14 protein-coding genes and 1 pseudogene are annotated in these 16,512 nt (G+C 71.3%); 6 read left to right on the forward strand and 9 right to left on the reverse strand.

What is annotated here, in order from left to right; translation table 11 throughout:
* The first annotated feature begins 40 nt into the window (after positions 1-40).
* Complete coding sequence (locus ACIBQX_RS34590; RefSeq protein ID WP_397012048.1) at positions 41-2,101, forward strand: RNA degradosome polyphosphate kinase; 2,061 nt, start codon at positions 41-43, stop codon at positions 2,099-2,101.
* The gene (locus ACIBQX_RS34595) at positions 2,091-2,924 is read left to right on the forward strand and encodes an NUDIX domain-containing protein (protein WP_397012050.1); all 834 of its coding nucleotides are present in this window, start codon (positions 2,091-2,093) and stop codon (positions 2,922-2,924) included. Before ACIBQX_RS34590 ends, ACIBQX_RS34595 begins: the two co-directional genes overlap by 11 nt.
* 16 nt (positions 2,925-2,940) lie before the next feature.
* Here ACIBQX_RS34595 and ACIBQX_RS34600 read toward each other — a convergent pair whose 3' ends face one another.
* Genes ACIBQX_RS34600 through ACIBQX_RS34610 form a run of 3 tightly spaced genes read right to left on the reverse strand, consistent with a single transcriptional unit; the run spans position 2,941 to position 5,404 of the window.
* Positions 2,941-4,416 carry a CHAD domain-containing protein gene (locus ACIBQX_RS34600; protein WP_397012052.1) on the reverse strand — a complete coding sequence of 492 codons (1,476 nt, stop codon included), beginning with the start codon at positions 4,414-4,416 and terminating at the stop codon, positions 2,941-2,943.
* Positions 4,417-4,469: 53 nt separating this feature from the next.
* Positions 4,470-4,631 (reverse strand): VOC family protein, encoded by a 162-nt coding sequence (locus ACIBQX_RS34605; protein ID WP_397012054.1) that lies wholly within the window; start codon positions 4,629-4,631, stop codon positions 4,470-4,472.
* Complete coding sequence (locus ACIBQX_RS34610; RefSeq protein ID WP_397012056.1) at positions 4,628-5,404, reverse strand: methyltransferase domain-containing protein; 777 nt, start codon at positions 5,402-5,404, stop codon at positions 4,628-4,630. Before ACIBQX_RS34610 ends, ACIBQX_RS34605 begins: the two co-directional genes overlap by 4 nt.
* Before the next feature lie 56 nt (positions 5,405-5,460).
* On the opposite strand from ACIBQX_RS34610, the gene ACIBQX_RS34615 reads away from it, so the two are divergent.
* Positions 5,461-5,961, forward strand: coding sequence for a MarR family winged helix-turn-helix transcriptional regulator (locus ACIBQX_RS34615; protein ID WP_397012058.1), 501 nt, complete (start codon positions 5,461-5,463; stop codon positions 5,959-5,961).
* Positions 5,962-6,071: 110 nt separating this feature from the next.
* Here ACIBQX_RS34615 and ACIBQX_RS34620 read toward each other — a convergent pair.
* The 3 genes and pseudogenes from ACIBQX_RS34620 to ACIBQX_RS34630 form a co-directional block, all read right to left on the reverse strand.
* Positions 6,072-6,734 (reverse strand): annotated as a pseudogene (locus ACIBQX_RS34620) (alpha/beta fold hydrolase); the annotation flags it as partial.
* Positions 6,735-6,863: 129 nt separating this feature from the next.
* A complete protein-coding gene (locus ACIBQX_RS34625; protein WP_397012060.1) occupies positions 6,864-8,669 on the reverse strand; it encodes an ABC-F family ATP-binding cassette domain-containing protein in 1,806 nt (601 codons plus the stop codon).
* A gap of 109 nt (positions 8,670-8,778) precedes the next feature.
* Positions 8,779-9,807, reverse strand: coding sequence for a 4-(cytidine 5'-diphospho)-2-C-methyl-D-erythritol kinase (locus ACIBQX_RS34630; RefSeq protein WP_397012062.1), 1,029 nt, complete (start codon positions 9,805-9,807; stop codon positions 8,779-8,781).
* Positions 9,808-10,192: 385 nt separating this feature from the next.
* Here ACIBQX_RS34630 and ACIBQX_RS34635 point away from each other — a divergent pair, with 385 nt between their 5' ends.
* Positions 10,193-10,993, forward strand: a complete 801-nt coding sequence (locus tag ACIBQX_RS34635; protein WP_397012238.1) for an arginase family protein — start codon at positions 10,193-10,195, stop codon at positions 10,991-10,993.
* 34 nt (positions 10,994-11,027) lie between these two features.
* On the opposite strand, the gene ACIBQX_RS34640 is transcribed toward ACIBQX_RS34635, so the two are convergent.
* Both ACIBQX_RS34640 and rsmA read right to left on the reverse strand, forming a co-directional pair.
* Complete coding sequence (locus ACIBQX_RS34640) at positions 11,028-11,609, reverse strand: C40 family peptidase (protein WP_397012064.1); 582 nt, start codon at positions 11,607-11,609, stop codon at positions 11,028-11,030.
* A 120-nt stretch (positions 11,610-11,729) separates the two neighbouring features.
* On the reverse strand, positions 11,730-12,569 hold the full coding sequence (gene rsmA, locus ACIBQX_RS34645) for a 16S rRNA (adenine(1518)-N(6)/adenine(1519)-N(6))-dimethyltransferase RsmA (protein ID WP_397012240.1): 840 nt from the start codon (positions 12,567-12,569) through the stop codon (positions 11,730-11,732).
* 91 nt (positions 12,570-12,660) lie between these two features.
* Between rsmA and ACIBQX_RS34650 the strand changes: the two genes are divergently transcribed.
* Both ACIBQX_RS34650 and ACIBQX_RS34655 read left to right on the forward strand, forming a co-directional pair.
* Positions 12,661-14,364, forward strand: coding sequence for a protein kinase (locus ACIBQX_RS34650; RefSeq protein ID WP_397012066.1), 1,704 nt, complete (start codon positions 12,661-12,663; stop codon positions 14,362-14,364).
* Between the two features lie 11 nt (positions 14,365-14,375).
* Positions 14,376-15,575, forward strand: coding sequence for an FG-GAP repeat protein (locus tag ACIBQX_RS34655; RefSeq protein ID WP_397012068.1), 1,200 nt, complete (start codon positions 14,376-14,378; stop codon positions 15,573-15,575).
* On the opposite strand, the gene ACIBQX_RS34660 is transcribed toward ACIBQX_RS34655, so the two are convergent.
* On the reverse strand, positions 15,561-16,481 hold the full coding sequence (locus ACIBQX_RS34660; protein WP_397012070.1) for a ubiquitin-like domain-containing protein: 921 nt from the start codon (positions 16,479-16,481) through the stop codon (positions 15,561-15,563). The genes ACIBQX_RS34655 and ACIBQX_RS34660 overlap by 15 nt on opposite strands.
* Positions 16,482-16,512: the final 31 nt, after the last annotated feature.

A 16,512-nucleotide genomic window follows, 5' to 3' on the forward strand; every position in this document is an offset into this window, starting at 1 on the left:
TGTTAACGTTCCGTTCAACCAAATGGGGCATATTTCCTTTATGTCCGCTGAGCCGCTGCAAACCGGTAACGATCTAGCCTTGCCTCAGGACAGATTCCTCAACCGCGAAGAGAGCTGGCTGCAGTTCAACGAGCGGGTGCTGGAGCTGGCCGAAGACCCCGCACTGCCGCTGCTGGAGCGAGTGCGTTTCCTCGCCATCTTCGCCAGCAATCTGGACGAGTTCTTCCGGGTCAGGGTCGCCGGCCTCAAACGCCGGATGGCGACCGGCCTGCTGCTTCGGACCAAGAGCGGGCTGAAGCCGAGCGAGGAACTCGCCAGGATCGCCACCGTCGCCGACAAGCTGGCCAAACGGCACGCCTCGGCCTTCCACGAGCAGATCAGGCCCAAGCTCGCGGCTGAGGGCATCGAGGTCGTCCGCTGGGACGAGCTGGGGCGCGAGGAACGCACGGTGCTGCGCAAGCTGTTCAGGGAGCGGATCAGGCCCGTCCTGACACCCTTGGCCGTCGACCCCGCCCACCCGTTTCCGTACATATCTGGATTGAGTTTGAATCTGGCGGTCGTGGTGCGTAACCCGGCCAACGATCACACGGTGTTCGCCAGGGTCAAGGTTCCCTCCCAGCTGCCCCGCTTCGTGGCCGCCTCCCAGGACCGGTTCGTACCGCTGGAGGACGTCATCGCGGCCCATCTGGGCCAGCTCTTCAAGGGCATGGAGATCGTTCAGCACCATGTCTTCCGGGTGACCAGGAACGAGGACCTCGAAGTCGACGAGGACGTCACCGAGAACCTCATGCAGGCCCTGGAGAAGGAGCTGCGGCGGCGCCGGTTCGGGCCGCCGGTCCGGCTGGAGGTGGAGGACACCATCTCGCGCGAGGTGCTCGACCTGCTGGTGGATGAGCTGGAGCTGGCCCCGCACGAGATCTACCGCATCACCGGCCCGCTGGACCTGACCGGGCTGCACGCCATCGCCGACCTCGACCGCGGCGAGCTCAGCTACCGCCCGTTCGTCCCCGCCGAGGCCATCAGCGCCGAGGACGACCTGTTCGCCATGCTGCGCGAGCGGGACGTGCTGCTGCACCACCCCTACGACTCCTTCTCCACCAGCGTGCAGCGCTTCATCGAGGTGGCCTCCGCCGACCCGAAGGTCCTGGCGATCAAGCAGACCCTCTACCGCACCAGCGGCGACTCCCCCATCGTGGACGCGCTCATCGACGCGGCCGAGGCGGGCAAGCAGGTCGTGGTCGTCGTGGAGATCAAGGCCCGCTTCGACGAGCACGCGAACATCTCCTGGGCCCGCAAGCTGGAGCGGGCCGGCTGCCACGTCGTCTACGGCGTGGTCGGCCTCAAGACTCACTGCAAGCTCGCCCTGGTCGTCCGCCAGGAGTCCTCCGGCGAGCTGCGCCGCTACTGCCACATCGGCACCGGCAACTACAACCCCAAGACGGCCAGGCAGTACGAGGACTTCGGCCTGCTCACCGCGGACCCGCTGGTCGGCGAGGACGTCACGGACCTGTTCATCCACCTGACCGGCTACTCCAACCACTCGGCCTACCGCAGGCTGCTGGTCGCGCCGCACTCGCTGCGCGGCGGACTGCTGGCCCGGATCGACCGGGAGATCACCCATCAGCTGGCGGGACGCCCGGCCCGCATCCGGATCAAGACGAACTCGCTGGTGGACGAGCCGCTCATCGACGCCCTCTACCGGGCGTCCCAGGCGGGCGTGCCGGTCGACCTGTGGGTGCGGGGCGTGTGCACGCTGCGCCCCGGCATCCCGGGCCTGTCGGAGACCATCCGGGTGCGGTCCGTCCTCGGCCGTTTCCTGGAGCACTCGCGGGTGTACGAGTTCGGCCTGGGCAGGCGGCCCGAGGTGTGGATCGGCAGCGCGGACCTGATGCGCCGCAACCTCGACCGCCGGGTGGAGGCCCTGGTCAAGGTGACCAGCGCGCAGCACAAGGCGTACCTGATCGACCTGATGGACCACGCCATGGCCGACACCACGACCGCCTGGTCGCTGGACTCGGACGGCACCTGGAGCCGCAGTCAGGGCGAGGACCTGCAGAGCCACTTCATCGCGACCCGCCGCTGGAGGACCGTTGACGACTGACCCGCTACGCGCCGCAGGAGCCGTGGTGTGGCGGGGTGCGGAGAGCGGGCCGGAGGTGGCCGTCATCCACCGCCCCCGCTACGACGACTGGACCTTCCCCAAGGGCAAGCTCGAAGCCGGTGAGCACGTGATCGCCGCCGCGCTCCGCGAGGTGCGCGAGGAGACCGGGCTCACCGTCGTGCTCGGCCGCCCCCTGCCGACCGTCCGCTACCCGCTCCAGGGCCTGCTCAAGAGGGTCGACTACTGGGCGGCTCGGGTGACCGGCGACGGCGGGTTCGTGCCCGGCGACGAGGTGGACGAGCTGCGCTGGGTGTCTCTCGACCGGGCACGGGAGCTGCTCAGCTATGCCTGGGACGTGGACCTGCTCGGCACGCTGACCGCCGCGCCCCTGTCCACCGTCCCGCTCGTCCTGGTCCGGCATGGCTCGGCCGGCTCCCGGCAGACCTGGCAGGGCGAGGACGCCCGGCGCCCGCTCGATCCGGAGGGGCAGGCCCAGGCGGCGGTCCTGGCCACGGTGCTCGCCGCCTACGGGCCCGAGATCCTGCTGAGCTCCCCCAGCCTCCGATGCGTTCAGACGCTGGAACCGTACAGCGCGGACATCACACCGGAGCCGCTGCTCAGCGAGGAGACCTGGGACCCGACCAAGACGTCCGCCCTGGTCGGCGAGCTCACCGCGCCCGCCGTGGTGTGCAGCCACGGCAAGGTGCTGCCGTCCCTCCTCGCCGCGCTCGGCGGCGAGGAGGAGCACCTGCCCAAGGGCGGCTTCACCGTCCTGCACCGGCTGGACGGGCAGGTGATCGGCGCCGAGCGGCACGACACGTGAGGCGTTCAGGGGACGCTCAGAGGAGGCTCCGGACCGCCTCACAGGTCTCCGTCCAGACCCCGGGGAACTCCTCGTGCGCGCGCTCCGCCGTCGCGCGCTCAAGACCGACGAGCACCCCGTACGTGAACGTGTCCTCGCCCGCCTCACGGGCGCGGCCGGCCTCCGCGAGCAGCCGCTCCTGCGCGACCACCCCGTCCTGGTGCGTCCCCAGCACTTCCTGTACGGCCTCCGCCAGCTTGGCGAGCCTGGACATGGGCTTGCCCAGGGTCGGTTTGAGCGCCTCCGCGGTGTAGCGGGCGCGCTTGGCCGCCTTGCGCACGTCGTGCATGGCGATCTCGCGCTGCTCGGGGTCGGCGATGGCCTGGGCGGTGTCGTAGGCCTTGGTGACGCGCGCCCAGTTGGCCGCCGCGACGTCCCTGAGCGTGTCCGCGGCAGGCTCGGCCGCCGCCTTGCCCAGCTTCGGCTCGGCCACCAGCGCGTCGAGGGCGCGCAGCAGGGCGTAGTAGCGGTCGCCGCTGAGCTCGTCCCTGATCCTGTCGTAGCCTTCCCGCTCGCGTTCGGCCAGGTCGTCGCAGAGCCGGGTCCGGATGGGCCCGATCACGAGCTCGGATGGCAGCGCGGCCAGTTCGTCGCCGTACCTGGCCCTGATGACCTCCAGGTCGCGGACCTCGCCGAGCACGGTGCCGAGCCACTGGAGCTCCTCCTGGAGCTCGCCGGTGTCGGGCACGACGGACTTGAACGCCTTGAGCGCGCTGCGCAGCCTGCGCGCGGCGACCCGCATCCGGTGCACGCCGCCCTCTTCGGCCCGCCGTACCCGGGGGTCCTGCGAGAGCAGGGCGGCCACCTGCCCGGACAGGTAGCCGAGCACGGTGTGGCCGGCGGTGTCCGCGTCCAGGGCCGCGCGGGGGGCGGCGGGCGGCTCCAGGAGCTTGGCGAGCTTGCTGGCCGCCGCGGACGGCGTCGCGCCGGCCTTCCTGAGCCGCTTGCCGACCTTCGCCAGCAGCCGCTCGTCGCCGTCGAGCAGCTCCGCCTCGACCTCGCGCCAGCGGACCACCAACGGCTCGTCGCCGAGGAAGGACGTGCCCTTGACCCGGTCGTCGGCGATCTCGACGAGCCGCTTGTCGCCGTCGCTCAGGACGGTCACGCTGCGCCGGGTGGCGAGCTCGGCGACCACCCCCAGCTCCGCGCCGCGCGTGTAGGCGCGGACCAGCTCCGCCAGTTCGTCCGGCACGGCCTTGGTACGGGTGAGCGGGTGCGTGATCTCCTGCCGAACGCCCCTGGCCTGGGGCAGCTTCAGGTGCCAGCCGGGGTCGGAGCCGCCGCGCCTGCGCCTGAGCGTCACGCCCCTGGCCGCCAGCCTGAGATCCGGTGTGTCGTAGTAGAGGGCGACGAGCTGGAAGGACTTCGGACCGGTGGCCTCGGCGAGACCGGTCAGATCCGGCACCTCGAAGTCAGGCGGAACGTCGAACTTGTCCTCGATCTCAATGCCCACGACACCTCATAAGAAAGTCCGCTTTCAACCATGATGTCACCCGAAGGTGAACATCACGCGCGCTGCATCAGCTCGATCCTGTTCCCGACCGGATCCGAGACGTGGACCCGGCGAAACCCCCCGAACGCCGCGCCCGGCACCGCGCCGGGCAGCTTGGCGGCCAGCGCGTCCAGGTCGTCGACCAGGAACGCCGGATGCGCCAGCCCGTTGATCATTTCTGCACCACCACGAAGATCCGCCGGAACGGGAAGGGGGTGCCGAAGTCCCGTGCCGGATAGGCCTCCTCGAACCGCTCGGCCAGCTCGGCGGTGAACCGCTTGGCCTCGTCCGGCCGCAGGCGGTCCAGGATGGGCCGCAGGGCGGTGCCGGAGACCCAGTTGAGCACCGGGTTCTCGCCCTTGGGCGCGTGGAGGACGTGGACGTACGTCGTCTCCCAGGCGTCCACCCGGGGGCAGCCGCTCAACAGGTCCAGATAATCGACGGCGGTGCCGACGGGGTCTCCCCTGTCGTAGTCGCCGAGCCTGTCGGACCAGGCCGGCGAGGCGCACAGCTCGCGGATGATCGCGTGGCTGGGGGCGGCGTGGTTGCCCGGAACCTGGAAGGCCAGCCAGCCCTGCGGGCTCAGCGCGGTGATCCAGCGCTCGATGACGTGGCGGTGCTCGGGCACCCACTGCAGGACGGCGTTGGAGACGATCACGTCGACGGGCCGGTCGGGATGCCAGGTCATGACGTCGGCGACGGTGAACCTGGGCGCGCCGTCCAGCTCACGCGCCTTGGTGATCATGGCCGGCGACGAGTCGAACCCCTCCACCGTGGCCCTGGGCCAGCGCCGGGCCAACTCACTGGTGAGTTGGCCGTTCCCGCAGCCCGCGTCCACGACATAATCGGGATCATCCGCCGCCACTCTGGCCATCAGCTCGAAGAACGGCCGTGACCGCTCGTCGGCATACCTGCCGTACGTCTCGGGGTCCCAGATATCTCTTGACATAAAGATAATTCGTATCGAGATATTTATCTCGATGTCAAGACAGTACACTCGTTCGCATGACGCACGATCCGCAGGACGAGGTCGACCGGCTCGTCGCGGCATGGCGGGCGGAGCGCCCCGACCTCGACGTCGAGCCGCTCCAGGTGCTCTCGCGGGTCTCCAGACTGGCCAAGCACCTCGACCGCGCCAGACGGGCCGCCTTCGCCGAGCACGACCTGGAGCCCTGGGAGTTCGACGTGCTGACCGCCCTGCGCCGGGCCGGCAAGCCGTACGAACTGAGCCCAGGAGCGCTGCTCCGTGCCACGCTCGTCACCTCCGGCACCATGACCAACCGCATCGACCGCCTCGCCCAGGCCGGACTCGTCCGCCGCCGCCCCGACCCCGAGGACCGCCGCGGCGTGCTCGTCACCCTGACCGAGACCGGGCTGACCCGCGTCGACTCTGCCTTCTCCGACCTGCTCAGGCGCGAACACGACCTGCTCGGCAGCCTGACCCCCGACGACCAGCACACCCTCGCCGCCCTGCTACGAACCCTGCTGGCCCCCTTCGACACCTGACAGGCCCGCGGGGAGCGGGGTGCCATGACCCTGGCCATGATCATGGCCGTGAAAAGGTCGGGATTCTCCCCGTTCCAGGCATGCCCCACCCCGGGCACCAGACGCGCCTCCCCCTCCGGGAAGCCCGCGGCCAGCTCCGGCAATGAGCGTTTGGTGAGGTCGTGCTCATTTCCCCCGGCCACCGCCAGCACCGGGCATCGACTGGTGGCCGCCTCGGACGGAAGTCGGAAGGCGAGAGCCTCCTCGTTGACCCGGCGGAAGGCCTGGCGGCTGGTCGCCCGCGCCGCCTCCTGATAACCGCCCACGTCTTCGGCGGGGATGTTCAGCGCGCGGGCGTTGGCGCGCAGCACCGGCCCCCATCTCATCACCGGAGCCATCAGCGCGCCCATGAGCCGCAGCCTGCCCGGATGCGGGAACGGCAGCACGTTCACCCCGCTCACCGTGGCGGTCGTCACCACGTGCCCGGCGCTCGCGGCCAGGTGCACGGCCACGTAGCCGCCGAGTGACAAGCCCACGACGTGCGCCCTGCCGCCGGTCGCACGAGAGGCGATGACCTCGGCCACCTGCTCCGCGGTGTCGGCGATCGAGACCCAGTCCAGGGCGTTGCTCCGCCCATGACCGGGCAGGTCCGGCACGAGCACGCGTAAGCTCTCGGCCAGCACGCGCACCTGCTTGGTCCACATCCAGCCACTGGTGCCCACCCCGTGGAGCAGCACCACCGCCGGGGTATCCAGAGGCCCTGCCTCATGCACGAAGATCGCCATAACGGCCATACTGGCACTTCCCAGGGCGACCCGCCCCCAGCCAGGACAGAGGGCGGGCGCCGATGAGTGCTTCTGCCCCCGGCGTGCACACCGATGTGGTGCGCACCTTGCCTGGTCCGGCGGAGTCAGGAGCCGAGGTCAGTCACCGAGGCGGTCTGCCAGCTCCAGCCACTCGGCCTCGACGGTCTCCTTCTGGGCGAGGATGTCGCGCAGCCGGTCGTCCAGGGAGCCGAGCTTGGCGTAGTCGCTGGCCGCCTCCGCCATCTGCGCGTGCAGCTTGGCCTCCTGGTCGCCGAGCTTGTCCAGCTGACGCTCCAGGCGGTTGAGCTCCTTACGCAGCTCGCGCTCCTCCTTGGCGGAGAGCCCCTGGTCAGCATCGGGGACGGTGGGGGCGGACCGGGTGGCGGGGGTGGCGGCGGCTTCGGCCACGCGGGCCGTGAGGGCCGAGCCCGAGGCCCGGCGCTCAAGATATTCGTCGACCCCGCCGGGCAGGAACGACAGCTGGCCGTCACCCAGCAGCGCCACGCAGCGGTCGGTGACGCGCTCCAGGAAGTAGCGGTCGTGGGTGACCAGGATGAGCGTGCCGGGCCAGGCGTCGAGCAGGTCCTCCAGCTCGTTCAGCGTCTCGATGTCGAGGTCGTTGGTCGGCTCGTCGAGCAGCAGCACGTTCGGGTCGTCCATGAGCAGCCTGAGCAACTGCAGCCGCCGCCGCTCGCCGCCGGACAGGTCGCCGACGACCTTCCACTGCGCCTCGCCCTTGAAGCCGAGCCGTTCGAGGAGCTGGGAGGCCGTCCACTCCTTCTTGCCGACCTGGATGTACTTGCGGACCTCTTCGACGGTCTCCAGCACCCTGCGGGCCGGGTCGAGCTCGGTGAGCTCCTGCGACAGGTGCGCGAGCCGTACGGTCTTGCCTCGGACTACCCGCCCGGAGTCGGGCTTGACCGTGTCGGCGAGCAGCCGCAGCACCGACGACTTGCCGGACCCGTTGACGCCGATGAGCCCGACCCGGTCGCCCGGCCCGAACTGCCAGGTGCAGTCGTCGAGCACCAGCGGCCCGGCATCGGGGCCCCCGGCGTGGAGCGTGACGTCTTCGAGGTCGTACACGGTCTTGCCGAGGCGTGCGGCGGCGAACTTGAGCAGCTCGACGCTCTCGCGCGGCGGCGGCTCGTTCGCGATCAGCGCCTGGGCGGCGTCCACCCGGAACTTGGGCTTCGACGTGCGGGCCGGCGGGCCACGGCGGAGCCAGGCGATCTCCTTGCGCATGAGGTTCTGGCGGCGTTCCTCGGCGGACTGGGCGATGCGCGCCCGCTCGGCCTTGGCGAGCACATAGGCGGCATATCCGCCCTCATACCGCTCGACCCGGCCGTCCACGACCTCCCACGTCCGCGTGGAGACCGCGTCCAGGAACCACCGGTCGTGCGTCACCACCACCAGCGCGCTCCTGCGACCGGCCAGGTGGGCGGCCAGCCAGGCGATGGCCTCGATGTCGAGGTGGTTCGTGGGCTCGTCCAGCATGATCAGGTCATGCTCGGCGATCAGCAGCTGAGCCAGTGCCGTCCGCCTGCGCTCGCCACCGGACAGCTCGCCGGCCTTGGCGTCGAGCTCCAGATCGCCGATCAGGTTGCCGAGGATCTCCCGGACCCGCTGATCCCCCGCCCACTCGTGCTCCGCCAGCTCGCCCAGCACGATCTCGCGCACGGTCTGCGAGGGGTCGAGCAGGTCCCGCTGCGCCAGCACGCCGACCCGCAGGCCCCGCGTGTGCGTCACCCTGCCGCTGTCGGGGCGCACGTCACCGGCGATCACGCTCAGCAGCGTGCTCTTACCTCCGCCGTTGCGGCCGACGACGCCGATGCGCTCCCCGGCCTCGACCCCGAGGGACAGGTCGCTGAGGAGGGGCTTGGGGCCGTAGGCATGGGAGACGGACTCGAGATTGACCAGGTTCATTGTGTCCCCAGGGTATCGGCTCACGGTGAGCGCATCCTCCGCGAAGGCGGCGTCGGCAAGACGACCGCCGCGGCGGTCCGCGTGCCGTGGCCATGCGCACGGCGGAGGGTCAGAGGACGGTGGTGCCGGGAGTGGGGCCGTGGGCCGTGATCGTGCTGCGGATGGGGGCCCGCCCCGGGAGTGCCTGGGCCAGGCGAGCGCCGTGGGCGGCGTCTTCGGCCAGGAAGGCGCAGGTGGGGCCGGAGCCCGAGACGAGCGCGCCCAGAGCACCCAGACGGCGACCCGCTTCCAGGGTGGCGGCCAACCCGGGGCGAAGGGACAGAGCGGCGGGCTGAAGGTCGTTGGACAGGTGCCGGCCCAGGGCGTGCGGATCACCGGCGCGCAAGGCGGCGAGCAGACCGGGGTCAGGCTCAGCCGAGAAGACCCCACCGACCGAGGAGCCAGGCCCTCCGGTGGAGCCTCCGCCGGCGGAGGGAACCCCGCCCGAAGCACCGCCCGAAGCACCGCCCGGCGAGGGCACACCGGACGAGGAGCCGCCGGTAGAGGGGGCGTTGGTGAGGGCGGCTGCGCGGAGGCGGTCGCATTCGGCGTAGACGCTGGGGGTGGAGAGGCCGCCGTCGGCGGTGGCGAAGGTCCAGTGGAAGGTGCCTGTGGTGGGGAGCTCGGTGAGCAGCTCGCCTCTGCCGGTGCCCAGGGCGGTGCCGCCCATCAGGAGGAACGGCACGTCGCTGCCCAGGTCGGCGGCTATGCGCATGAGGGCGTCGATGGGCAGGCCGAGGCCCCAGAGCTCGTTGCAGGCCATCAGGGCGGCCGCGGCGTCGGCGCTGCCTCCCGCCATGCCTCCCGCCACCGGGATCGACTTGTGGATGACCAGGTCGGCGCCGTAGCCGACGTCGGCGTGCTTGGCGAGGGCACGGGCCGCCTGGATCGCCAGGTTGGTGTCGTCCACGGGCACCTGGTCGGCCCACTCGCCCGTCACGGCCACGGTGATGGAGTCGGACGTCCGCGCCACCACGTCATCGAAGATCGACACGGCGTGGAAGACGTTGACCAGGTCGTGGTAGCCGTCCTCCCTGAGAGGGCCTACGGACAGCTGCACGTTGACCTTCGCGGGCACCCGTACGGTCACCGAACTCATCGATCTTCTGCCACTCTCGTCGCCGGCGCGGTCAAGGACAGTCAATCCTAGCGGGGCACGGTCGGGCCCCATGCGCCTCGCGCCGGCACCTCGCCGGCCACCGACGGCCTCGCGGGCCACCGCCGATCTCGCCGGTCAACGACCGTCTCGCGGTCTCAGCGCTCTCGGCGGGCTCGGTGGTTTCGGCTGGTTCGGCGGTTTCGGCGGGCTCGCGGTCTCGCGGTCTCGGCGGTCACCGGTGAACTTGCGAAGCTGAAGAGCGCCGGCCGTCGGTGGGGAGCTTGCGCGTCGGCCTTGACCGAGGGAATCGGTTGGACGCTGGACCGGTCGGCAGGACAGCATGGAGATTTGGCAGGCTGCCTGTGAGGGAGACGCGTTGACCAGGGTGACGGTTGTACAGGTGCCGCAGTGGCGGGGGTCGGGTGCGCCGACGGCCGAGCGGCTGCGGGAAGGGGCGCGGCTGCTGGCCGCCATGGTGCCCGCCGATGAGCGGGTGCTCGTGGAGGTAGAGAACGACCTGGTGAGCACGGCCGCGCGAGTGCGGGAGGCCCTCGCAAAGGCGGACGGCGGGCTCTGGGTCGCCGTCGGAGGTGACTGCGGGGTCGAGTTGGAGCCGGTGGCCGCTGCGCGGCGGCGGTATGGGGATCGGCTGGTGGTGGTCTGGTTCGACGCTCATGGGGACCTCAACACTCCTGAGTCCTCTCCTTCGGGGGCGTTTCACGGGATGGTGCTACGTGCGCTGACCGGTGAAGGACCGCGTGGCCTGGTGGCCGCGCCGGCGGTGGATCCGCGGCGCGTCGTGCTCGCCGGGGTCCGTGACCTGGATCCGGCCGAGGCGGCGTTCGTGGGGAGCGCGGGTGTGCGGCATGTACGGGCGGCCGATCCGGTCGCGCTGACCGACGCGATCGCCGCGGCCGGGGGGACGACTGACCCGGTCGTGTACGTACACATCGATCTTGACGTGCTGGATCCGGAGGTCTTCGCCTCCGTGGGGTCGCCCAGTCCCGACGGGTTTCGCCCTGACCAGCTCCTCGCCCTGGTCACGGCCGTGGCCGAGCGGTTCGGGGTGGCGGGGCTCGGGATCACGGAGTATGAGCCGTCGAGGCCGGAGGACCAGAAGTTGCTGGCGCCCCTGGTCGCGGCGCTGGTCGAGGTGTGTGCAGGCGACGGGCGTGCGACGAGGTAGGAGGCCTGTCAGCCCGGCAGGTCAGGCCGGCACGTCAGCCCGGACGGACCGCGCCGCGGAAGACGGCGCGGTAGTACGGGGAGTCGAGGAACTGGGTGGTCCTGACCACGTCGCCGGTCTTGGGGGCGTGGATCATCAGCCCGCCCTGGAGGTAGAGGCCCACGTGGGTCGGGTCGCCGGAGCCACCACCGAAGAAGAGCAGGTCACCGGTGCGCAGGTCACCCAACGGCACCCGGCGGCCCTGGCGGAACTGGGCCCCGGTGTAGTGGCCGAGCCGGACGCCCGCTCGGGACCAGGCGTACATGGTCAGGCCGCTGCAGTCGAAGCCGATGGTGAGCGCCCCCACGCCGATGCCTCTGGTGGGCCCTGAGGAGGAGCCGCCACCCCAGGAGAACGGGGTGCCCAGCTGTTTGAGGGCGGCGGCGGCCGCGATGCCGCCCCTGGTGCGGGCGTCACGCTCGATCTTGACGACAGGCGAGCAGTCCGGAACGAGTGCGGAGCATGAAGCGCCCGGGTCCTCCGACACGGTGGCGATGGCCGTGCCCGTGAGGGTGCCCAGGATGACGGCGAGCCCGCCGCTGAGCGCGAGCCACCTGAAGCAGATGTGTGCGGTCATGGTCAGCCTCCTGCGTTGTAAGGAGGCCTCAGGATCGCTCACATGTTCGAGCCGCCATCGAGCCGAACGCGGTTCTGTGGATGAACGCCCCACCCCCGCGAACACCTGTGGACAGAAGGGCTAGGGCTTCTGTTCGGCGATCCTGGCGAAGGCGTGCACGTCGAGCTGCTCACCCCGGGCCGACGGATCCACCCCCGCCGCCCTCAGCGCCGTCTCGGCCTGCGCCGGGCTCCCCGCCCAGCCGGCCAGCGCGGCCCGCAGCGTCTTGCGCCGCTGCGCGAAGGCCCCGTCCACCACCGCGAACACCTCCTCGCGACTGGCCGTGGTCGACGGCGGCTCCCGGCGGGTGAGGGAGACCAGGCCCGAGTCGACGTTCGGCGCCGGCCAGAAGACCGTGCGCCCGACCGGGCCGGCCCGGCGTACGTCGGCGTACCAGGCGGCCTTGACCGACGGAATGCCGTACACCTTGGACCCGGGCGCGGCGGCCAGCCGGTCGGCCACCTCGGCCTGCACCATGACCAGCCCCTTGCGCAGCGACGGCAGCGCCTCCAGCACGTGCAGCACCACGGGCACCGCCACGTTGTAGGGCAGGTTGGCCACCAGGGCGGTGGGCGCGAACCCCCTGAGGTCGGCGGCGGTGATCTTCATCGCGTCGGCGGCCACGACGGTGAGCTTCTCGGCGAGGCCACGCTCGGCGACGGTCAGGGGGAGCTGTCCGGCGAGCACCGGATCGATCTCGACGGCCACCACATGCCGGGCCTCCGGCAGCAGCGCGAGCGTGAGGGAGCCCAGGCCCGGCCCCACTTCGATGACCACGTCGTCGGACTCCACCCCGGCCACGCGGACGATGCGCCGGACGGTCCCCGCGTCGATCACGAAATTCTGGCCTAGCTTTTTAGTCGGGCGCAGATCTAGCTTGTCCGCCAAAATACGTATTTCTGCAGGGCCCAGAAGCCTCATCATCCAACCAGTCTCCCGCATCGAACAACCTGTGATGGCGGACGGGGACGGGATAAGGGGAGGATGGGTGGACGAAGAAGGGACGACCCTCATGGAGCCAACGGGCGCTGCCCCGCTACGCCCGACGGACTTACGCGAGATCGGCCCGTACCGGCTGCTCGGGCGGCTGGGCGAGGGCGGCATGGGCACTGTGTTCCTCGCTCGGGCGCCGACGGGGCGGTTCGTCGCGGTCAAGGTGGTCAAGGCGGAGTTCGCGAATCAGGAGGGGTTCGCGGTCAGGTTTCACGCCGAGGTGGAGAACGCGCGCCGTGTGGCGTCGTTCTGCACGGCGCAGGTGCTGGACAACGGCAACACCGGCGACGGCCGGCCGTACATGGTCACCGAGTACATCGCCGGCACGCCGCTGTCGGACCAGATCACGAAGTACGGCTCACTGGATCCGGGGCCGTTGCACGGAGTGGCGCTGGGCGTGGCGGCCGCGCTGGCCGCGATCCACGTCGCCGAGCTGGTGCACCGCGACCTCAAGCCGGCCAACGTCATCCTGTCGCTGTCCGGGCCGCGCGTGATCGACTTCGGCATCGCCAGGGCGCTCGACAGGGAGACGGGCTTCACGCTGTCGGGCGAGTTGCTCGGCAGTCCCGGCTGGTGGGCCCCCGAGCAGGTACGCGGCGAGATGGTCACCCCGGCGGCCGACATCTTCGCCTGGGGCTGCCTGATCGCCTACGCGGGCAACGGCCGGCACCCTTTCGGCCGTGGCGACCCCATCACGCTGGCCACCCGGGTGCTGCACACGCCGCCAGAGCTGGGCGCGCTGCCCGCGCCTCTCGACGAGCTGGTACGGCGCGCGACCGCGATGGAGCCGGGCGAGCGGCCCACGGCGCAGGAGTTGCTGCTGGCGCTGGTCGGCGGCGGCGTGAAACCCGTGCCCGTGACGGAGAATCCCCCGACCCTGGTGGCCGACGAGCTGCTCACCGACTGGGAGCCGCCACAGAACGTCGTCGACAAGCCGGACATCACGGCCACGTTCGCGACGCCGCCACCGCGTGACGCCACCCGGATCGAGAAGCAGAGCCCGGAGCGACCCGAGGAGCGACCCCAGAAGGAAGAGCGGCAGCAGGTGTCGGTGGCGGAGCTGGCCCGGCGGGAGGAGGCGGCGGCCCGCGAGGAGCTGGCGAGCTGGCAGGCGAGCGTCACCCCGCAGGAGCTACGGCCCACGCCCACGATCCCGCCGCCCGACGCGAGCTCGGACACGAGCACCGATCCCGCCTACCAGCGGCCGCGCGGCACCCGCTGGCTGATCGCGGCCGCGGCGGCGCTGCTGGCCATCACCGTGACGGGAGCGGTCCTGATCGTGACGTCCAGCCGCAACGTCGGCGGCTCGGGCGTCACCGCGACCGCCTCCCAGGCCGCGGACGGCCGGCCGAACGACGTCGGCCGGCGGTTCGCCCTCGGCGCGGCCTTCGACGACCCGATGGTGATCGTGCCGGGCGCCCCCGAGTGCGGGCTCAAGCAGTTCCAGGACAAGACCCAGACCCAGGGCCAGCTCTGCGTCGTGCGCTGGACCATGGTCAACCCGGGCGGCAAGCTCCGGGAGATCGGCGACCCCGTCGTCAGCCTGCTCGACGACCGGGGTGCCCGGCACGACCCGCTGGACGGCCCGCAGCCGGTCGCGGCGATCGCGCCGGGCGACCGGATCGACGGGGTCTTCGTGTTCGACGTGCCGCTCTACCGCCGGCCCGTGCAGCTGTCGGCGACCATGCTCAATGACGGCAAGCAGATCGAGGTCAAGCTGTGAAGGTACTGTCGGTGCTCTTACTCGTGGCCGCCGCCTGGCTCGCCCCGCAGGCCGCCACCGCCACCGCCAGCGCCAGCGCCAGCGGCGCGGCCTGCGCCGGGGCGAGCGACTTCGACGGCGATGGCGTGGACGACGTGGCCGTGGGCGACCCGTTCGCGGAGGGGCAGCGGGGTGCCGTGCATGTGCTGTCCGGCGGGAAGGTGGTCCCGGTGCCCGCGCCCGAGCTCTCGGAGGGCGACGGCTTCGGCTGGTCGGTGCGGCTGGCGAAGGTCGACGGCGATGTCTGCGCCGACCTGGTCGTGGGCGCGCCGTACACCGATGTGGACGGACGCGAGGACGCCGGGGCGGCGTACGTGATCTTCGGCGGCGCGGCGCCGCCGCCGACGCAGCGGATCGTCGCTCCCGATCCTCAGCGCGGCGCGCGCCTGGGCTGGTCGATGGCCGCTCGGGGGGACCTGGTGGCGATCAGCGCACCGTACGAGGATGACGGGCAGATCGCCGACGCGGGCGCGGTCTATGTGCGCCGGGGCAGCGGCGAGCTGATCAGGATCAGCCAGGGATCCACGGATGTGCGGGGCAACAGCGAGGTGGGCGACCAGTTCGGCTGGTCGCTGGCCTTCGGGCAGGGCAACGGCCTGGTCGTCGGCGTGCCGTACGAGAACGACGACGGCGCCGGTCAGCAGGTGGACGCCGGCAAGGTGGACTCGGGCTCGGTGGTGGTCGTGGCGGACGTGCTGGCGGAGGAGCTGGTGAGCGTCAAGCTGGACTCGCCTACGGACGCCTCCGGCGACAGGTACGGCTACGCGGTGGCCTGGGTGGACGGCGTGGGCCCCGCGGTGGGCGCTCCGGGCCCCGGGTACGTCCAGCTCTACGACGACAAGCTGGCCCCGACCACGCGGGTGGCGCAGCCGGGCGCTGAGGCGTTCGGCTTCTCGCTGGCGGCCTCGGCGGACGGCAGGCTGGCCATCGGCGCACCTTACGGCGGCAGTGTACGGATCGTCACGGCCGCGGACGGCAAGGACGCCAGGCGGTTCGCCCCTGCCGACGGGCTGTTCGGGCATGCGCTGGCCTTCAGCGGCAACAAGTTGTTCGTGGGCCAGCCGGACGGGCTCCCGTACGGCAAGGTGTCGGTGGCGGCGCGCAACTCCGACGGGCTGGAGGCGGTGCAGCCGACGAAGGGGGTCGACTTCGGCGTGTCACTGGCCGGTTGACGAGCCGAACAGGTGCGCGCCGCAGTTGGGCCACTGCCCCTTCCACTTGCCGTCGACCCGCTGGTAGAGGAGTTGCGCCCGGTACGTCTGCTCCTCCACGGGCCAGGCCTGGGGCATGCCGGTGCCGCCCACGAGCTGCCACATCGGCAGGCTGAACTGGTAGAGCCCGTAGTAGGGGCCGCTCGGGTTGTAGGCGACCGGGTCGCCGCCGGACTCGCACCGGGCCAGGGCCGCCCAGTTCAGCTGCATGACGGCCGGCTCGATCGGCTCGGTGCGCGGGGGCAGGACGGTGATGAGGGTGCCCTCGGCGGGGAAGGTGTCCGGCGCGGGCCGTACGAGATGGCCGGGTGCGAGGGGGATGCCGCTCTGCTTGAGCACCTGACGCACCGTGCGGCCGGTCGTGGTAGTCCGGCGCCGGGTGCCGTCGGCGAAGACGTACACGGTGCGTCTGGTGTAGACGGTGAGCGACATGCCCGACAGCGGTACGTGCCGGTGCCTGGGCGCGGACAGCTTGCCGGCCCGGGCCAGGTCGAGCTCGGCCAGCGCGTCGCGCACGGTGGTGGCGGTGACCAGCCGGTTGGTGGTGCGGCCGTCGACGGTCAGCCTGATGGGGCGGGCGTGGCGCACCTCGATGCGGGCGCCGTCGACGATCCTCGCCTGCGCGGCCGGCCGGACGAGATCGCGGTCGCCGACCGGCACGCCCTGGTCGCCGAGCAACTCGCTCACGGACGCGGCGAAGCTGCGGACCGCCATCGGCTTGCCGTCGACCACCAGCAGCACGTCCTTGGCCAGGCTGCCGATGACCGCGATGGCGGTCACGGACAGCAGACCCGCCACGCAGATCACCGGCGTCCACGGCGAACGCCAGGGGATCTTGGGACGCGGCGCACGCCGTTTTCCTCGCACGGGCGACCTCCGGAAATACATGAGGCGCCCG

The sequence above is a fragment of the Nonomuraea sp. NPDC049714 genome (assembly GCF_044465295.1).
In the GTDB taxonomy this organism is placed as follows: domain Bacteria; phylum Actinomycetota; class Actinomycetes; order Streptosporangiales; family Streptosporangiaceae; genus Nonomuraea.

What these genes read in the sequence shown, in the direction of transcription:
- ACIBQX_RS34610 (WP_397012056.1), bottom strand. Translation starts at nt 5,404, where the DNA reads ATGTCAAGAGATATCTGGGACCCCGAGACGTACGGCAGGTATGCCGAC.
- ACIBQX_RS34640 (WP_397012064.1), bottom strand. Translation starts at nt 11,609, where the DNA reads ATGACCGCACACATCTGCTTCAGGTGGCTCGCGCTCAGCGGCGGGCTC.
- ACIBQX_RS34650 (WP_397012066.1), top strand. Translation starts at nt 12,661, where the DNA reads ATGGAGCCAACGGGCGCTGCCCCGCTACGCCCGACGGACTTACGCGAG.
- ACIBQX_RS34590 (WP_397012048.1), top strand. Translation starts at nt 41, where the DNA reads ATGTCCGCTGAGCCGCTGCAAACCGGTAACGATCTAGCCTTGCCTCAG.
- ACIBQX_RS34615 (WP_397012058.1), top strand. Translation starts at nt 5,461, where the DNA reads ATGACGCACGATCCGCAGGACGAGGTCGACCGGCTCGTCGCGGCATGG.
- ACIBQX_RS34625 (WP_397012060.1), bottom strand. Translation starts at nt 8,669, where the DNA reads ATGAACCTGGTCAATCTCGAGTCCGTCTCCCATGCCTACGGCCCCAAG.
- ACIBQX_RS34605 (WP_397012054.1), bottom strand. Translation starts at nt 4,631, where the DNA reads ATGATCAACGGGCTGGCGCATCCGGCGTTCCTGGTCGACGACCTGGAC.
- rsmA (WP_397012240.1), bottom strand. Translation starts at nt 12,569, where the DNA reads ATGAGGCTTCTGGGCCCTGCAGAAATACGTATTTTGGCGGACAAGCTA.
- ACIBQX_RS34630 (WP_397012062.1), bottom strand. Translation starts at nt 9,807, where the DNA reads ATGAGTTCGGTGACCGTACGGGTGCCCGCGAAGGTCAACGTGCAGCTG.